At 40.5% G+C, this 17,681-nt stretch carries 12 protein-coding genes; 11 read left to right on the top strand and 1 reads right to left on the bottom strand.

Going from position 1 to position 17,681, the window contains the following annotated elements; all coding sequences use genetic code 11:
* Positions 1-74 precede the first annotated feature (74 nt).
* From G6Q48_RS19160 to kdsB, 6 genes are all read left to right on the top strand, one after another.
* Entirely contained in the window at positions 75-2,231 is a 2,157-nt protein-coding gene (locus tag G6Q48_RS19160; RefSeq protein WP_242685845.1) for a DNA internalization-related competence protein ComEC/Rec2, read from the top strand.
* A gap of 36 nt (positions 2,232-2,267) precedes the next feature.
* Positions 2,268-4,013 carry a lipid A ABC transporter ATP-binding protein/permease MsbA gene (msbA, locus tag G6Q48_RS19155; RefSeq protein ID WP_166268065.1) on the top strand — a complete coding sequence of 582 codons (1,746 nt, stop codon included), beginning with the start codon at positions 2,268-2,270 and terminating at the stop codon, positions 4,011-4,013.
* On the top strand, positions 4,010-5,008 hold the full coding sequence (gene lpxK / locus G6Q48_RS19150) for a tetraacyldisaccharide 4'-kinase (RefSeq protein ID WP_166268064.1): 999 nt from the start codon (positions 4,010-4,012) through the stop codon (positions 5,006-5,008). The genes msbA and lpxK overlap by 4 nt, the downstream gene beginning before the upstream one ends.
* A gap of 400 nt (positions 5,009-5,408) precedes the next feature.
* Positions 5,409-5,624 carry a cold-shock protein gene (locus G6Q48_RS19145; protein ID WP_102138484.1) on the top strand — a complete coding sequence of 72 codons (216 nt, stop codon included), beginning with the start codon at positions 5,409-5,411 and terminating at the stop codon, positions 5,622-5,624.
* A gap of 139 nt (positions 5,625-5,763) precedes the next feature.
* Positions 5,764-5,943 (top strand): Trm112 family protein, encoded by a 180-nt coding sequence (locus G6Q48_RS19140; protein ID WP_004256203.1) that lies wholly within the window; start codon positions 5,764-5,766, stop codon positions 5,941-5,943.
* Between the two features lie 5 nt (positions 5,944-5,948).
* Positions 5,949-6,695, top strand: a complete 747-nt coding sequence (gene kdsB / locus G6Q48_RS19135; protein WP_102138485.1) for a 3-deoxy-manno-octulosonate cytidylyltransferase — start codon at positions 5,949-5,951, stop codon at positions 6,693-6,695.
* An 87-nt stretch (positions 6,696-6,782) separates the two neighbouring features.
* Here kdsB and elyC read toward each other — a convergent pair whose 3' ends face one another.
* A complete protein-coding gene (gene elyC / locus G6Q48_RS19130) occupies positions 6,783-7,610 on the bottom strand; it encodes an envelope biogenesis factor ElyC (RefSeq protein ID WP_102138486.1) in 828 nt (275 codons plus the stop codon).
* A 356-nt stretch (positions 7,611-7,966) separates the two neighbouring features.
* On the opposite strand from elyC, the gene cmoM reads away from it, so the two are divergent.
* The 5 genes from cmoM to ldtD all read left to right on the top strand — a co-directional run bounded on the left by cmoM (position 7,967) and on the right by ldtD (position 17,295).
* Positions 7,967-8,755: a tRNA uridine 5-oxyacetic acid(34) methyltransferase CmoM gene (gene cmoM / locus G6Q48_RS19125; protein ID WP_102138487.1), complete on the top strand. Its 789-nt coding sequence runs from the start codon at positions 7,967-7,969 to the stop codon at positions 8,753-8,755.
* Positions 8,752-10,077 (top strand): chromosome partition protein MukF, encoded by a 1,326-nt coding sequence (mukF, locus tag G6Q48_RS19120; RefSeq protein WP_102138488.1) that lies wholly within the window; start codon positions 8,752-8,754, stop codon positions 10,075-10,077. The genes cmoM and mukF overlap by 4 nt, the downstream gene beginning before the upstream one ends.
* Positions 10,058-10,783, top strand: a complete 726-nt coding sequence (gene mukE / locus G6Q48_RS19115) for a chromosome partition protein MukE (RefSeq protein WP_102138489.1) — start codon at positions 10,058-10,060, stop codon at positions 10,781-10,783. The genes mukF and mukE overlap by 20 nt, the downstream gene beginning before the upstream one ends.
* Positions 10,783-15,225, top strand: a complete 4,443-nt coding sequence (mukB, locus tag G6Q48_RS19110; RefSeq protein ID WP_166268063.1) for a chromosome partition protein MukB — start codon at positions 10,783-10,785, stop codon at positions 15,223-15,225. Before mukE ends, mukB begins: the two co-directional genes overlap by 1 nt.
* 318 nt (positions 15,226-15,543) lie before the next feature.
* A complete protein-coding gene (gene ldtD, locus G6Q48_RS19105; RefSeq protein WP_166268062.1) occupies positions 15,544-17,295 on the top strand; it encodes a L,D-transpeptidase in 1,752 nt (583 codons plus the stop codon).
* Positions 17,296-17,681: the final 386 nt, after the last annotated feature.

Below are 17,681 nucleotides of genomic sequence, written 5' to 3'. Positions count from 1 at the left end.
TAGTGATCAATTTTGCATAGTGCAAAATCAGCAATTTAACCGAGTCTATATAATGCGGAATTGATTACTTATTTATGCAAAATATTTCGCCGCGCTACAATTGGCATGGAATTAACATCATTAATCATATTAATTATCTATCTAAAAAAAATAACGATATTGATGTGGTTATTGTTGGTATTCCTTTGAGTAGCAAAGAGCAAAAAATTAAAGTACGTATTGATAAAATTAACAATCATATTGTTTTTCCTCCGTTATATGCTACATGGAAAACAAAGGAAACTGTTTGCGCAGGGCAGTCTTGGCGGATCAATGGCAAAATAAAGCCATTGCATAGTTCACTAAATGAAGGCGGGTTTAATCTACAACGTTATTATTTAGCTAATAGGGTTATAGGGGGGGTGAAAAGCCAAAAAATAGAACCATTAGAAATGGCGTGTTCTGTAAGGCAAAAAATTATTTATAACTATATGGAGCTAATTAGCTCATTATCTAATAAAGGAATTATTTATGGGTTAATGTTTGGCGATAGAAATTTACTGCCTACAGATCAAACCTATTTACTGCAGAAAACAGGTTTGACACATTTAATGGCTATCTCGGGTTTACATATTGGTTTAGCCTACTTGTTTGGTTTTCTTATTGCTCGAGGAATTCAATATTTTTTACCAATAAAATATATTAGTGAAATACTTCCAGTAGTAATAGGTATGGTGCTAGCTATTTTTTATGCATGGATCTCGGGGTTTGCTATCCCTGCAACACGGGCACTGTTTGCCTTACTATTATGGGTATATATTAGAAATAAGCCTGCAAGGCATTTTGCTTGGCAATGGGCGCTTTGGAGCATAGCGGGAATATTACTATTTGACCCATTGGCTATTTTGTCAGATAGTTTTTGGTTATCTAGCTTCGCTGTACTAGCCATCCTCTATTGGTTATCAATATTTCCATTAGCCTACCATTTAGCTAGAGGGATAAAAGGTAAAATTATAGGGTTAGCACATTTGCAAATAGGCTTGCTCATCTTACTAATTCCAATGCAACTTATTATATTTAATGGTATTAACATAATGGGATTAGTGGCTAATATTTGGTTTGTTCCGTTAATTTCTTGGTGTGTTGTCCCTGCTATTTTGATCGTATTTTTAGTGCCAATAGAGGTAGTTCAGCGGTCTTTTCTATATGTGATAGATAGGGTGATAGATTTAGGGTTAAAGCCATTACCTTATTTCAGTACTTTTTGGTCAGAGTTCATTAATGTACCTTATTATTTATTCTTAATATGTTGGCTAAGCATCATTGTCATCTTATTTAAGTGGTACAAACGTTACTTTGGGCTTATTGGGTGTGTGGTTATCTCAATCTTTCTAGAAAGGGGAAGTGGTAAACAACTCAAAGAAGGCTGGAAAATGACGGTATTAGATATCGGGCACGGTTTAGCTGTTGTGATAGAGCAAAATGACTTGGCATTTCTCTATGATACTGGAAATACTTGGAAAGAAGGGAGTAATGCACAGCGTCAAATTGTTCCTTTTCTTAAATATCATGATATAACCCCTATTGGCTTAATTTTAAGCCATAATCATTTAGACCATACAGGGGGAGTGAATTATTTAATTCAACAATACCCATGGTTAAGTGTAAGAAGTAGTTTTGGGCCACAGGATACTTTGGCATACAAGAAAAAAAGTAATAATATTAATAATATAAAAAAGATGAAGCACCTTCCCTGTTTTAAAGGTCAAAAATGGCAGTGGGGAATATTAACTTTTGAAGTATTATGGCCTGAAAAGTTAGCACCAATATCGCATAATGATGATTCTTGTGTCATTCAATTGACGGATGGGTTTCATAAAATTTTATTAACAGGAGATATCGAAAAACAAGGGGAAAAATCACTTGTCGCAATGTACAAGAACCGGTTACGTTCGAATCTTCTTTTCGCCCCTCATCATGGAAGCAGCACTTCATCAACTGATTTATTGTTAAGAAATGTTCAACCTTCAATGGTAGTCGTCTCATCTGCAAGGTACAGTGCATGGAAAATTCCGTCGCCAAAAGTCTATTTTAGATATAAAAATAGTAATATTAAGTGGTTAAATACAGCAGAAGATGGTCAGTTAACTATATGGTTTAAAAGGGGAAATGTCCAAGCTTCACGTTACCGCTATGAAATTCAGCCCCGCTGGTATCATCTGTGGTTTGGCTTACCGCTATTTCCCGAGTAGAATAGTGCGCTTACATTAAGTCTGGTAATTAAAAGTATGAATGATAAAGACCTTTCGACAAAACAAACTTTTCGTCGCTTGTGGCCGATAATTGCGCCTTTTAAAGCGGGTTTAATCGTTGCAGCAATAGCACTTATCATAAACGCAGCGGGTGACGCATTTATGATTTCTTTATTAAAACCTTTATTGGATGAAGGCTTTGATAAAGCAGATAATGACGTTTTAAAATGGCTTCCGCTTGCGGTGTTAGGGTTAATGGTTGTTCGTGGTGGGTCTAGCTTTGTTTCAACCTATTGTGTTTCATGGGTTGCAGGTAAAGTCGTGATGAACATGCGACGTAAACTGTTTGGCCATATGATGGGAATGCCCGTTAGTTTTTTTGACCAACAATCAACAGGAACACTGTTATCTAGAATTACTTATGATTCAGAACAAGTTGCATCTTCTTCTTCTGGGGCATTAATTACAATTATTCGTGAAAGTGCTTATATCATCGGGTTATTTGCGATGATGTTCTATTATAGCTGGCAGCTTTCTCTTATTTTAATCGTGATCGCCCCTGTTGTATCAGTCACTATTCGTATCGTTTCTAAGCGTTTTCGTAAGATTAGTAAAAACATGCAAACGGGTATGGGGCATGTGACGGCAAGTGCAGAACAAATGCTAAAAGGGCACAAAGAGGTTTTAATTTTTGGTGGGCAGAAAGTTGAAACTGAACGTTTTAATAAAGTCAGTAACAACATGCGCCGTCAAAATATGAAAATGGTAACCGCTTCAGCAATCTCAGACCCTATTGTTCAGTTAATTGCATCATTTGCATTAGCATTTGTTCTTTATGCTGCGAGCTTTCCCGAAATTCGCGATGAATTAACATCAGGAACAATTGCAGTTGTTTTCTCATCAATGTTTGCCTTGATGCGTCCATTAAAATCATTAACTAACGTTAACTCACAATTCCAACGTGGTATGGCGGCTTGCCAAACGTTATTTGCAATCTTAGATTCGGAACAAGAAAAAGATAACGGAACTAAAGTACTTAAAGAGGTTAAAGGGGATATTAAATTTGAACATGTCACCTTTACCTATGCAACCAAAGAACATCCTGCGTTAGATGATGTATCGTTTATTTTGCCTGCAGGGAAATCAGTTGCTCTAGTTGGGCGATCAGGCTCAGGTAAGTCCACTATTGCAAATTTGATTACACGTTTTTATGACATTGATGAAGGCTCTATTCAAATTGATGGTCATGATATCCGTGAATACACATTATCCTCATTACGTAGCCAAGTCGCGTTAGTTTCTCAACATGTTTATTTATTTAACGATACGATAGCGAATAATATTGCTTATGCAACAGACGGTAGCTACAGCCGCGAACAAATAGAGAAAGCAGCAGAAATGGCCTATGCAATGGATTTCATTGTTAAACTTGAGAAAGGCCTAGATACAGTTATTGGCGAAAATGGTGTGATGCTTTCTGGCGGACAACGTCAAAGAATAGCGATTGCTCGAGCGCTGCTACGCGACGCCCCAATTCTTATTCTTGATGAGGCAACATCTGCACTAGATACAGAGTCTGAGCGTGCTATTCAAGCGGCTCTTGATGAGTTACAGAAAAATAGAACATCCTTGGTCATTGCTCATCGGTTATCGACGATAGAAAATGCGGATGAAATATTAGTTGTACAAGATGGCCGGATCATTGAGCGTGGTGACCATAAATCGCTATTAGCTCAAGATGGCGCATATTCACAGTTACATAGTATTCAGTTTAAACAATGATAGAACGTATTTGGTCTGGTAAATCATGGCTGTATCTTTTATTACTGCCGTTGTCTTTCCTTTATGGATTGGTAACGGTAATTAGGGATATAGCTTATAAAATCGGGCTGAAACGTTCATGGAAAGCGCCAATTCCAGTGGTAGTGGTGGGAAACCTGACAGCGGGGGGGAATGGTAAAACCCCTGTTGTTATCTGGTTGGTGGAATCACTCACCAAAGAAGGCTACCGCGTGGGGGTTGTTTCTCGAGGGTATGGCGGTAAAGCTGAAAAGTACCCGTTGATACTCGATGAAACGACCACAACTGAAGTTGCAGGGGATGAACCTGTATTAATTTTTCATCGTACTAAATCCCCTGTAGCCGTTGCACCCAAGCGCAGTGATGCAGTTAAAGCCTTACTAGAAAAGTTTCCACTAGATGTAATTATTACTGATGATGGGTTGCAACACTATGCATTGCAACGTGACTACGAAATAGTCGTTATTGATGGTCAACGTCGTTTTGGTAATGGGTGGTGGTTACCCGCAGGGCCTATGCGCGAAAGAGCTGGGCGTTTGAAGAGTGTTAACGCTGTCATTGTTAACGGTGGTGAAGCTCAAAAAAATGAAGCTTTAATGGCCCTTGAAGGCGATGTTGCTTGTAACCTTGTTAGTGGTGAAAAACGAGCGGTTATACAATTGCCTGCAGTTATCGCAATGGCAGGTATTGGTCATCCTCCTCGTTTTTTTGCCTCATTAGAAAATAAAGGGGCCGAGGTCATTAGTACCCATGCTTTTGCTGATCACCAGTCATATGAATTAAAACAGCTTTCACGGTTAGTTAAAAATGAGCAAAACTTATTGATGACCGAAAAAGATGCTGTAAAGTGCCGTGCTTTTGCACAACCCAATTGGTGGTTCCTTCCAGTCCAAGCGCATTTGCAAGCTCCTGACGCTGAAAAAATCTTAAGCGGAATAAAAAAACTTATCACAAATAACAAAAAAACTTGTCTATAACGTTCCTCTGTGATAATAATATCGCCAATGTGATATAGATCCACTTATTATGTATCTAGATGCAATACATTAATAATTGGATTTTATACTAGCTTAAATTTTACGCTCCGTTCTTTAGTTAGTCTTCATATCCTCGCATAATCTATATTGTAAAGTCGCTGTCATCGTGTTTTGTCATCATAATGTCAAAATAGACTGTTAACTTCGCAGTAGATTTGCGGTGTCTGAAATTTACATACATGAGCGTTATAAAATATGCACAATGATTTGTGCGCATGAATTGGTAAAGTTTAATTACTCTTTGATGTATTAATAGATCAGCAGTTTATAAATGGGAAGCAAGAAAGAGTAATGATACAAAGATAAAAAATATTGTTCTCAGAACAAAAGGAGTTTTAATATGAATTTTCAATTACATATGGGTCGAGTTAAATGGTTTGATGCAAAAGAAGGTTACGGTTTTATTTCCCCATTCAATGGTGGTGATGATGTATTTGTGACAACAAAGTCAATTGCTAATAAAAAAATCAAATCATTATTCGAAGGTCAAAACGTTGAGTTCTCTGTTACTCGTAATTCGAATGGCATAACGGCAGCTGACGTTATTGCTTATTAAATAATAAACAGAACAATTTCTCCTGCTTTTATCCTCTCATCTCACGCAGGAGATCTTATTCAGGAAGATTAAAGTTAACGGTGATATCTGCATGTGATATCCTGACTCCAAGTGAGTTAAAATCCATTCAGGAGAAAACATGGATCACCGTTTACTTGAAATCGTTGCCTGTCCTGTATGCCACGGCAAATTAAGTTATAACAAAGAAAACCTCGAACTTATTTGTAAGTTTGATCATCTAGCCTATCCCATTCGTGATGGCATCCCTGTATTGCTAGAAAATGAAGCCCGCCCTGTTTCATTAGATGAAGGCCAGTAATCATCATGTTTACGGTTATTATTCCTGCTCGTTATGCATCAACACGTCTACCCGGTAAACCTTTGGCTGATATCCATGGCAAGCCAATGGTTGTTCGAGTGATGGAGCAAGCTATTAAGTCGGGGGCTAGCCGGGTGATAGTTGCGACAGATCACTCTGATGTTGCTAAAGCGGTGATTGAAGCAGGCGGTGAAGCCTGTATGACAGACCCAAATCATCAGTCTGGAACAGAAAGGTTGGCTGAAGTTATTGATACATACGCTTTTTCTGACAATGAAATTATCGTAAATGTGCAAGGTGATGAACCTTTAATTCCACCTGAGATTATAAGCCAAGTGGCTCATAACCTTCAGGGGAGCAAAGCTGAAATGGGGACACTGGCTGTGCCCATTAATGATGCTCATGAAGCGTTTAATCCAAATGCAGTCAAGGTTGTTACTGACCACGAAGGTTATGCACTGTATTTTTCTCGGGCAACCATTCCTTGGGATAGAGACAACTTTGCGAAAAGCCAAGACACAATAGGTGATACCTTTTTACGCCATATTGGTATATATGCTTATCGCGCAGGGTTTATTCGTCGTTATATTAAGTGGGAAGCGAGTCCATTAGAAAAAATCGAAATGCTAGAGCAACTTAGGGTGCTTTGGTACGGAGAAAAAATTCATGTGGATGTTGCGAAAACCACGCCAGGCGCTGGTGTTGATACCCCTGAAGATCTTGAACTCGTTAGAAAGCAATTTATTCAGTAGTCAGTATTTTCTTAATAGCCAAAATGGCCAATATACGATTTAGCTAAACGAAAGGTGTAATCTCAATAGGTTACACCTTTTTTGTTGTTATTCAGCAGCAATAGCTTCAGGCGTGGCAAGCTGTTCTTCTAACGCTTGTGTATTATTGGGTTTTAAATGCCACCAAATGGTACCAAGAAATTCATACCAAGCACGTTCACTATGACCAAAATAATATGAGGAAGGAATGTATTTCTCCCATGGATTAATTTCACTCGTGATAACCAACTGATTTGCGGGTGCAGGGAAAGGGGTCATTCCTCGTTGAGTAAACATGGTCATCGCTCGAGGCAGGTGATTAGCAGAAGTTACTAATAAAAAAGGTGATTTCCCAATAATTTTTTCAACTTCATAAGCTTCCTCTTGTGTATCTTTGGGTTCAGTGAGGGGGATAGTATCTTGTGCTGGGACACCCAAGGATTGCGCAACTTGTGCGGCAACTTCGGCACTGCTGATGGTGCTACTCGCTTTACCGCCAGTGAAAATAAGTTTACTACCAGGGTGTTTAAGATAAAGGCGAACACCTTCAGTCACTCTAGGTAAGCTATTATTCAATAGATTAGAGCTTGGGCTCCAATCCGGGTTATATGTAAAGCCACCTCCTAGCACAACAATATAACGTACATCTTGAGGAGGTGTTTCAGTAATCAGTTCATAGCGTTTATTAAATTGCTTTTCTGCAGGGGCAAGCAAAGTATCTGAAATAGGCTGTAATCCTAACAAGGTTATGAAAACTAAACTTAGAGTAGTCAACGTCTTCCCACAACGCTGCCAGCGTGTGAACCAGAGCAAAAGCAGCCCAATAAACCCGACGATGAGCAATAATGGTAATGGCATCAATAGAGAACCAATATATTTTTTTAAGATAAATAACATAACTAAGCCTATTCTTATGGGGTATCGAGCCACCATTGCGGTGGTATCTGCAGAAAAAATACGTAATAAAACGGCTAAACTAGAGGAAAAATAACAACATGGTGTTTAATAGCGCCAAAATGAAATTTGCTGGGCACAATAAAGTACTATGCAAAAATATAGCTATTATCTGTTATAATTCCTGTTTTAACAGTCGCCTCGCATTGTATGTGATAAGTGCAATGTAATGTGAGAATATTTCTGGTTAGCGTTGATTTTCTCCATAATCAAGATGTAATCAACCATTTTACGTTTTTTCGCGACAAATTGGCTCATAAACCGCTTTAAATAATAGATGATAGGTAACCGGATAGCACATGGCAGACCGCAACTTTGATGATATTGTCGATAAATTTGCAAAAAATATCTACGGAACGACAAAAGGAAAAATACGAGAAGCGGTAGTTTGGCAAGATTTAACTCAATTATTGCACAGCCAATTTGAGGGTAAAACCCTAAAAATACTTGATGCAGGCGGTGGTGAAGGGCACTTTTCACGCAAACTCGCCGAAATGGGGCATCAGGTGATACTTTGCGATTTATCTGAAGAGATGTTAGAACGAGGCAGTGAGCTTGCCAAGGAACAAGGTATTAGCGATAACATGCGTTTTGTACATTGTGCGGTGCAAGATGTTGCACAATACATTGATGAACCTGTTGACCTTGTTCTGTTTCATGCGGTACTTGAATGGATTAGCGATCAAAAATATGCAATTGAACAACTGGTAGATATAATTAGACCAGAAGGCGTATTTTCTGTCATGTTCTATAATGCAAATGGTCTGGTGATGCGTAACGCAATTTTGGGAAATTTTCATCTTGCAACGCCACATATTCAACGTCGTCGTAAACGCTCGTTATCACCGCAAAAACCGCTTTTTCCTCATCAAGTTGATGCTTGGTTGAGTGAGTGTAATATGCAAATTATCGGTAAAAGTGGTGTTAGGGTATTTCATGACTATTTACAGAGTCGGCAGTTACAGCAAAAAGATTTTCCAGCATTGTTAGCATTAGAGCAGCAGTATTGCCGTGAAGAACCCTATATTAGTATGGGTCGTTATATTCATGTCATGGCACGCAAACAAATACAAAAGGACGATTTATGAGTGATTTTTCCCAGACCGTCCCTGAACTTGTGTCTTGGGCACGAAAAAATGATTTTTCGATTTCACTTCCTGCTGAACGTTTAGCATTTTTGCTTGCGGTGGCGGTATTAAATAGTGAAAGAGTCAATGGTGAAATGAGTGAAGTGGAGCTGGTTGATGCCTTTCGTGAGGTCTGCAAAGGGTTTGAACAGACCACAGAATCTTTGGCAGTAAGAGCCAATAATGCCATCAATGATATGGTTCGCCAGAAGATATTTAACCGTTTTGCCAGTGACATTGTTGAAGGTAATGCCATTTACCGCTTAACCCCTCTGGGGATCGGTATCAGCGATTATTATATTCGTCAGCGAGAGTTCTCAACATTAAGACTTTCTATGCAGCTTTCTATTGTCGCAGGAGAACTGCAACGTGCCGCTGAAGCCGCAGAAGAAGGGGGCGATGAATTTTATTGGCATCGTTACGTGTTTGCTCCACTAAAATATTCAGTTGCTGAAATTTTTGACAGTATTGATTTATCGCAACGCATTATGGATGAACAACAAAATTCGGTAAAAGAAGATATTGCGGCATTATTAAATCAAGACTGGCAGGCAGCTATTGCTAACTGTGAGCAATTACTATCAGAAACATCAGGTACATTGCGTGAGTTGCAAGACACATTGGAAGCCGCAGGGGATAAACTGCAAGCGAATTTATTACGTATTCAAGAAGCCAATATGAATGCGCCGGTGTTCTCTGACTTAGTGGATAGGTTGGTTTTTGACCTGCAAAATAAACTAGACCGTATTGTTAGCTGGGGTCAACAATCTATCGATTTATGGATTGGTTATGATCGTCATGTTCATAAGTTTATCCGTACAGCTATCGATATGGATAAAAATAGAATATTTTCTCAGCGGTTACGTCAATCCGTTCAGCACTACCTTGATAGCCCTTGGGCACTCACTTACGCCAATGCGGATCGGTTATTCGATATGCGTGATGAAGAACTCGCATTGCATGATGAAGAAGTGATGGGTGAATTACCACCAGAGCTTGAATTTGAAGAGTTTAGTGAATTGAATGACAAGCTTGCAGAGCTAATGGAAGTTGAGTTAGCCATTTATAAAGCAGAGCAACGGCCGCTCGATGTTGGCCGTGTGTTGCATGACTATTTACTGCAATATCCACAAAAACGTCATTTTGATGTAGCTCGAATTATTATCGACCAAGCTGTTAAATTAGGTATCGCAGAGGCTGATTTGGCGGGGTTACCGGCAGAATGGCAAGCTATTAATGATCACGGAGCCAAGGTACAGGCACATGTCATCGACAAATATTGAACAATTTATGCCAGTTAAGCTGGCTCAAGCATTAGCTAACCCGATTTTTCCAGAGCTAGACAGCCAATTGCGTTCAGGTCGCCATATTAGTGTTGATGACCTTGATAACCACGCATTTTTGATGGATTTTCAGGAAGCATTAGAACAATTTTATGCACGATATAACGTAGAATTAATTCGTGCCCCTGAGGGGTTTTTCTATTTACGCCCACGCTCAACAACTCTCATACCACGCTCGGTGTTGTCTGAATTAGATATGATGGTTGGGAAAATCCTTTGTTATCTCTATCTCAGCCCTGAACGCTTGAGTAACCAAGGTATTTTTACCTCACAAGAGTTATTTGAAGAATTATTATCATTAGCGGATGAAAGCAAATTACTTAAATTTGTTAATCAACGTTCGACAGGTTCTGACTTAGATAAACAAAAACTGCAGGAAAAACTCAGAACATCACTTAACCGTTTACGTCGCTTGGGAATGGTGCACTTTCTGCAGAATGATCCGAGTAAATTTATTATTAGCGAATCTGTATTTCGTTTTGGCGCTGATGTGCGTAGTGGTGATAACCCACAAGATGCACAGTTACGGATGATCCGTGATGGTGAAGCTATCTCTCTTGAAGGGGAATTATCGCTGAAAGACAGTGAAGAAGAGGGTGGCGAAGAGAATCAAGAACCGGCAGAAAGTGATGAGGATGAAGAATAATGATTGAACGCGGAAAATTTCGCTCACTGACGCTGGTGAATTGGAACGGTTTTTTTGCCCGAACTTTTGACCTTGATGAATTAGTGACCACATTATCGGGTGGTAATGGTGCGGGTAAATCAACCACAATGGCGGCGTTTATTACCGCGATGATCCCTGATTTAACCTTACTTCACTTCCGTAACACAACGGAAGCGGGCGCGACCTCTGGTTCTCGTGATAAAGGCTTACACGGGAAATTACGCCCAGGTGTCTGTTACGCAATTTTGGATGTGTTAAATTCGAAGCACCAGCGTGTCATGGTGGGTGTGCGTTTACAACAAGTCGCAGGGCGCGATAAAAAAGTTGATATTAAGCCGTTTATGGTACAAGGCATTCCACTGGCGACGGTGCCTACGGAAATATTGACAGAGGTTATCGATGGCCGCCAAGCAAAAGTGATCCCACTTAATGAACTAAAAGAGCGCCTTGAGGAACAGGAAGGCGTTTTGTTCAAGCAGTTTAACTCAATTACTGACTACCATTCGATTCTGTTTGAATTAGGGGTTTTACCTAAACGTTTACGTTCCGCGAGTGACCGAAGCAAATATTATCGCCTGATTGAAGCGTCACTATATGGTGGTATTTCTAGTGCCATTACTCGCTCATTACGTGATTATTTATTACCTGAAAACAGTGGGGTACGTAAAGCATTCCAAGATATGGAAGCGGCTTTGCGTGAAAACCGTTTAACATTAGAAGCCATTCGTGTAACGCAATCAGACCGTGACTTATTCAAGCATTTGATTAGCCAAGCGACTGATTACGTTTCTGCGGATTATATGCGCCATTCCAATGAAAGACGTATTCACCTTGATGCAGCACTGGCTGCACGCAATGAGCTATTAGCCAGCCGTAAACAATTGCGTGTTGAACAGGTTCGAAGCGTCGAAATGGCGCGTGAGTTGAATGAGCAAAATGGCGCTTCTACAGAATTAGAAGCAGACTACCAAGCGGCCAGTGACCACTTGAATTTAGTACAAGCCGCGCTGCGTCAGCAAGAGAAAATTGACCGTTATCAAGCGGATATCGAAGAACTGACGTATCGTCTTGAAGAACAAAGTGAAGTCGTTGCTGAAGCAACTGAAACTCAAGAAGAATATGAAGCGCGAGCTGAAGCTGCTGAAATTGAAGTTGACGAATTAAAAAATCAACTCGCCGATTACCAACAAGCTCTGGATGTACAACAAACACGCGCTATTCAGTACCAGCAAGCCTTGCATGCCTTAACGCGTGCTCGTGAATTGTGCCAACTTCCTGAATTATCCATTGATAATGCAGATGAATGGTTAGATACCTTCGAAGCACGCGAACAGCAAGCAACCCAAGCGTTATTAGCGCTTGAGCAAAAAATGAGTGTGGCAGATGCCGCACATAGCCAATTTGAGCAAGCCTATCAATTAGTTAGAAGTATGATAGGGGAAGTTAGCCGCAGTGATGCATACCAACAAGCGCGTACATTACTACGTGATTGGTCCTCACAACAACATTTAGCGGATCGCGTACAGCCATTGCGTATGCAGCTATCTGAATTGCAACAACGTCTGAATAGCCAGCAAAATGCTGAACGCTTATTGGCAGAGTTTTGTAAGCGTCATGGCCAAAGTTATGAGCCCGATGAGCTTGATGCATTAATGGCTGAGCTGGAAGCACAGCAAGAAGAGCTTAGTATTGGTGTGAATGAGAGTGGCGAAAAACGGATGCAAATGCGCCAAGAATTGGAGCAGATCCGCCAGCGTATTAGCCAACTTTCATCTAAAGCCCCTGCATGGATTATGGCTCAAGAAGCGCTAACACAGCTTAATGAACAGTCCCATGAAACGTTTGAGTCAAGTACTGCTGTGACTGAGTTTATGCAGCAACTCCTCGAACAAGAGCGGGAAATAACGGTTGAACGAGATGAAGTTGCTGCGCAACGTAAAGATCTCGAAAAGCAAATTGAGCGACTAAGCCAGCCAAGTGGTGCGGAAGATAGCCGCATGTTAGCGTTGGCAGAGCGTTTCAATGGTGTGTTGTTATCTGAAATTTATGATGATATTACCATCGAAGACGCAGCTTATTTCTCCGCGCTATATGGTCCTGCGCGTCACGGAATTGTGGTGCAAGACCTTGATGCAGTTCGCAATCAACTGGATTCGTTACAAGATTGCCCAGATGATGTGTATTTTATCGAGGGAGATCCATCTTCTTTCGACGATAGCGTTTTTGATGCGCAAGAGTTTGAAAATGCGGTATTAGTCCGTTCGTCTGAGCGTCAATGGCGTTACTCTCGTTATCCTGAGTTGCCTTTGTTTGGTCGTGCCGCACGTGAAAGCCATTTAGAGTCGTTAACGGCTGAACGTGATGAGCTCGCTGAGCGCTATGCGAATCTGTCATTTGACGTACAGAAAATTCAGCGTTCACACCAAGCATTCAGCCGGTTTATAGGCCAACACATTTCGGTGGCCTTTGAAGATGATCCAGAAGCTGAAATTCGTACACTCAACCAAAAACGTTCGGAAATTGAACGTGCTTTAGCTCAATTTGAAGAGCAAACTCAGCAGCAACGTCAACAATTTGCCCAAGGTAAAGAAAGCCTTGCGGCTCTTAATCGCTTATTACCTCAAATGGGGTTATTACTCGATGAAACATTGGCGGACAGAGTTGAAGAGATAAACGAAGAGCTAACGGAAGCGGAAGAAGCGGCACATTTCCTGAATAAACATGGTGATGCGTTAGAGAAATTAGAGCCGATTGTGACGGTGTTACTCAGTGATCCTGAACAACACGAGCAATTACGCAAAGATTATGAGTCAGCAAAACACAGCCAGCAAAATGCGAAACAGCAAGCTTTTGCATTAGTAGAGGTTGTTCAGCGCCGTGCTCACTTTAGTTACAGTGATTCAACCGGAATGGTGAATGAAAACGCGGACCTGAATGAAAAACTACGTCAGCGTTTAGAGCAGGCAGAAACCGAGCGTACACGTGCTCGTGAACAATTACGCCAGCACCAAGCACAAAGTGCACAGTTCCATCAAGTTCTTGCCTCGTTACGCAGTTCTTTCGATACCAAACAAGAGATGCTAAAAGAGCTCGAAGTCGAGATGCAAGAAATTGGCGTAAAAGCCGACCCTGACGCCCAAGAGCGCGCTCGTATCCGACGCGATGAGCTGCACCAGCGGGTTATGGAAAACCGTAGTCGTATTAACCAGTTAGAAAAACAGCTGACATTATGTGAAGCTGAAATGGATAACTTACAGAAGCGCCTTCGTAAGTTAGAAAAAGACTACTATATGCTGCGTGAGCAGGTCGTGACAGCAAAAGCAGGTTGGTGTGCGGTAATGCGCTTGGTGAAAGACAATGGCGTTGAGCGTCGTCTACACCGGCGTGAGCTGGCTTATACTGACGGTGATAGCTTACGTTCGATGTCGGATAAAGCCTTAGGAGCGTTGCGTTTAGCGGTTGCAGATAACGAACATTTACGCGATGTACTGCGTTTATCCGAAGATCCAAAACACCCAGAACGGAAGATAAAATTCTTTATCGCAGTATATCAACACCTACGTGAACGTATTCGCCAAGATATTATTCGAACTGATGACCCGATTGATGCAATCGAGCAAATGGAAATTGAACTGGCGCGTTTAACGGAAGAGCTAACAGCGCGTGAGCAAAAATTGGCGATCAGTTCAAAAAGTGTGGCGAATATTATTCGTAAAACCATTCAGCGCGAACAGAATCGCATTCGTATGCTAAACCAAGGGCTGCAAGCTGTAGCATTTGGTCAGGTTAAAGGGGTTCGCCTCAATGTGAATATTCGTGAAAGTCATGCATTGTTACTGAGTGTGCTTTCTGAAGAGAGCGAAATGCATCAAGACTTATTCACCAGCCAACGGTTAACATTCTCTGAAGCAATGGCTAAGTTATACCAACGCCTCAACCCTCAAGTGGATGTTGGGCAACGCTTGCCGCAAACTATCGGTGAAGAATTACTCGATTATCGTAACTACTTAGAGTTAGAAGTTGAGGTTAACAGAGGCTCTGATGGTTGGTTAAAAGCAGAAAGTGGTGCGTTATCAACCGGTGAAGCGATTGGTACGGGGATGTCCATTTTAGTGATGGTAGTACAAAGCTGGGAAGAAGAGTCCCGCCGTTTGCGTGCGAAAGATATTATTCCTTGCCGTTTATTATTCTTAGATGAAGCTGCACGATTAGATGCTAAATCAATTGCAACCCTATTTGAACTGTGCGACAGATTAGAAATGCAGCTAATTATTGCGGCGCCAGAGAATATTAGTCCTGAGAAGGGCACAACCTATAAGCTAGTTCGTAAAGTGGTCGGTAATCATGAACATGTGCATGTAGTTGGCTTAAAAGGCTTTGGGCAAGAAAACCCGACTGTACAAGCCCCAACATTGCAGTAATAGTTTTTGTGAGTGAAACAAAGGCCGGTATTTAGGAATAAATATCGGTTTTTTTTATATGCTAATTAGGCGGCAAAGAAAGCGTCAGGTAAAACTTTTAATTAAAATAAAATTCATCTATGTTTAAACCACTAATACACTTTTGAATTCATTATGATGAAAATAATTCTTTTTCTCATTAATCGTTAGCTTAGCTGTACATAATCTGAAAAAAGGAAAATTAGCCTATTCCTATAACATTACTGCTAAAATTAAATACAATAAAATTGTAATTATAATAAAAATATTATTATCCATGTTGTAAATTAAGGTGGATGTATGGCAAAGAGAAGAGTGAGAGCTCTGCAAGTCTCGGTAATATGCGGGTTGATGGCGTTACAGTTTCCCGCATTCTCAAATGAAGAAAATACGCAGCAAAGTGTTTCTGAAGTTCAAACGATAGCTTCGGTAACACCTACAGAAAGTTTAGTCAAAATAACACAGTCGCTTCCTGCGGATGTGAAACCTATTTTTTCTACGCAATTAGCAAAATTATACGCTGATAGGCAAATGCAGTTATTGTGGCAAGATGAAACGGCAATTAGCCAATTTCAGCAACAACTGGCAGAATTATCCCTTTCTGGAGTTCAGCCTCAATTTGGGGAGTGGCTAGCGATACTGGAAAATAACCAGTTAAATGAGCTAGGCCGTGACGTTATTTTATCTGATGCCATGCTTGGCTATTTACAGTATTTATCTTCGATAGAAGCGAGTGGGCAATATTGGTTATACACCAATCGGCCTTATAAAATTATTGCTCCAACGGCCGCTCAAATGAAACCATGGATAGATGCCGTCGAGTCTAATAATTTAAGTGGCTGGGTTAAATCGCAAGCCCCGAGTCACCCAATGTATTTGCCAATGCGCAAAGAAATGTTGAAATTATTGGCGATCCCGGAAGATAACCTGGAAATTGTGGGGACGAAAACATTAAAGCCAGGGCAGTCTAGCGATGATGTGGTTATTTTGCGTCAAATCTTGCAACGTGAAGGGTTACTTGAAGGTGGAAATGTAACCGAAGACATCGCACCTCCTGAAACAATGGCTCAAGTTGCAGAACTGGCAACTGAACAAACCGCTGAATCGACAGGAACACTTGATGCACCTGCGAGCTCCGTGTCGAAAGTATATGATCAAGAACTCGTCGATGCGGTAAAAAAATTCCAATTGCAATATGGCTTAGAAGCAGACGGTGTTGTTGGAAAAGGCACGCGTGTTTGGTTAAACATGCAGCCTAAGCAGAAAGCAGGTTTAATGGCACTCAATATTCAACGCTTACGTATTATACCTGCAAGTAGTGGGACAGGGATTTTAGTTAATATTCCTGGCTACTCTTTAGATTTCTATTTAAATGACGAAGTGATTTTAGACTCTAAAGTGATTGTTGGCCGTGCTGATCGCAAAACACCGATCATGAGCAGTGCGCTAAATAACGTAGTCATTAACCCGCCTTGGAGTGTGCCGACCAGTATGGCACGTAAAGATATTGCTCCAAGAGGAAAACAAGATCCAAGTTATTTTAGCCGCAAAGGGTATACGGTTTATTCAGGTTGGGGAGCCGACTCATATGAAATCAACCCATATGCTATTGATTGGGATAATATCACCCCAGCTAATTTTCCATATCGCATTCGACAGGCACCGGGCCCGACTAACTCATTAGGGCGCTATAAGTTTAATATGCCGAGTTCAGATGCGATTTATTTACACGATACACCAAACCATAGTTTATTTAATCGCAATGCGCGTGCAATAAGCTCTGGATGTGTGCGAGTGAATAAGGCAAGTGAATTAGCCAGTATTTTATTAGGTGATGCAGGTTGGGAACAAAAACGCATTGATGGTGCGTTGAAAGAGGGGTCAACACGGTATGTGAATATACCCGATAGGATCCCAGTTTTTCTGTACTATCAAACTGCTTGGGTAGATAAAGACCAGCAACCACAATATCGAGCCGATATTTATCAGTATGATAATTCGATTAATAATGCAGATAAATATTTGCCAATATTGAAAAAGATTTTACACTAATTGTAGGTTTTAATTTGAAGGGGGGATTTTCTCCCCTTAATTATTTTAAGAGTTAACTGCTTGAGCGCTGTTTTTTACACATTTCCATTCTGTGACCTTACCTCTAGAATCCGTTTTTATCTTATTTATTCCGTTGTTTTATGGTTCCTCAATCATTACTATTTTGTTTATCTTTGATAAAGGCAGCATGTTTTGTGTCTTAAATTGCATGTTTCGAGCAGTTCTAGTGATAAAACTCTCTTTTTGACGAAAAATGCAATAAAATTTCCGCGAAGTATGCATATCTTTACATAATTATACATTAAAGATAAGCATGATTTGCTAGACTCAATAGGTTGCCAAAATTTTATCGATTAATACTGAAAATATTAGAGTCTGAGCTATCA

This window comes from Providencia sp. M-27 (genome assembly GCF_011077905.1).
Lineage (GTDB): Bacteria > Pseudomonadota > Gammaproteobacteria > Enterobacterales > Enterobacteriaceae > Providencia > Providencia huaxiensis.
The sequence above is the reverse complement of the archived record's forward strand: the minus strand, read 5'-3'. Positions and strand labels throughout refer to the sequence as shown.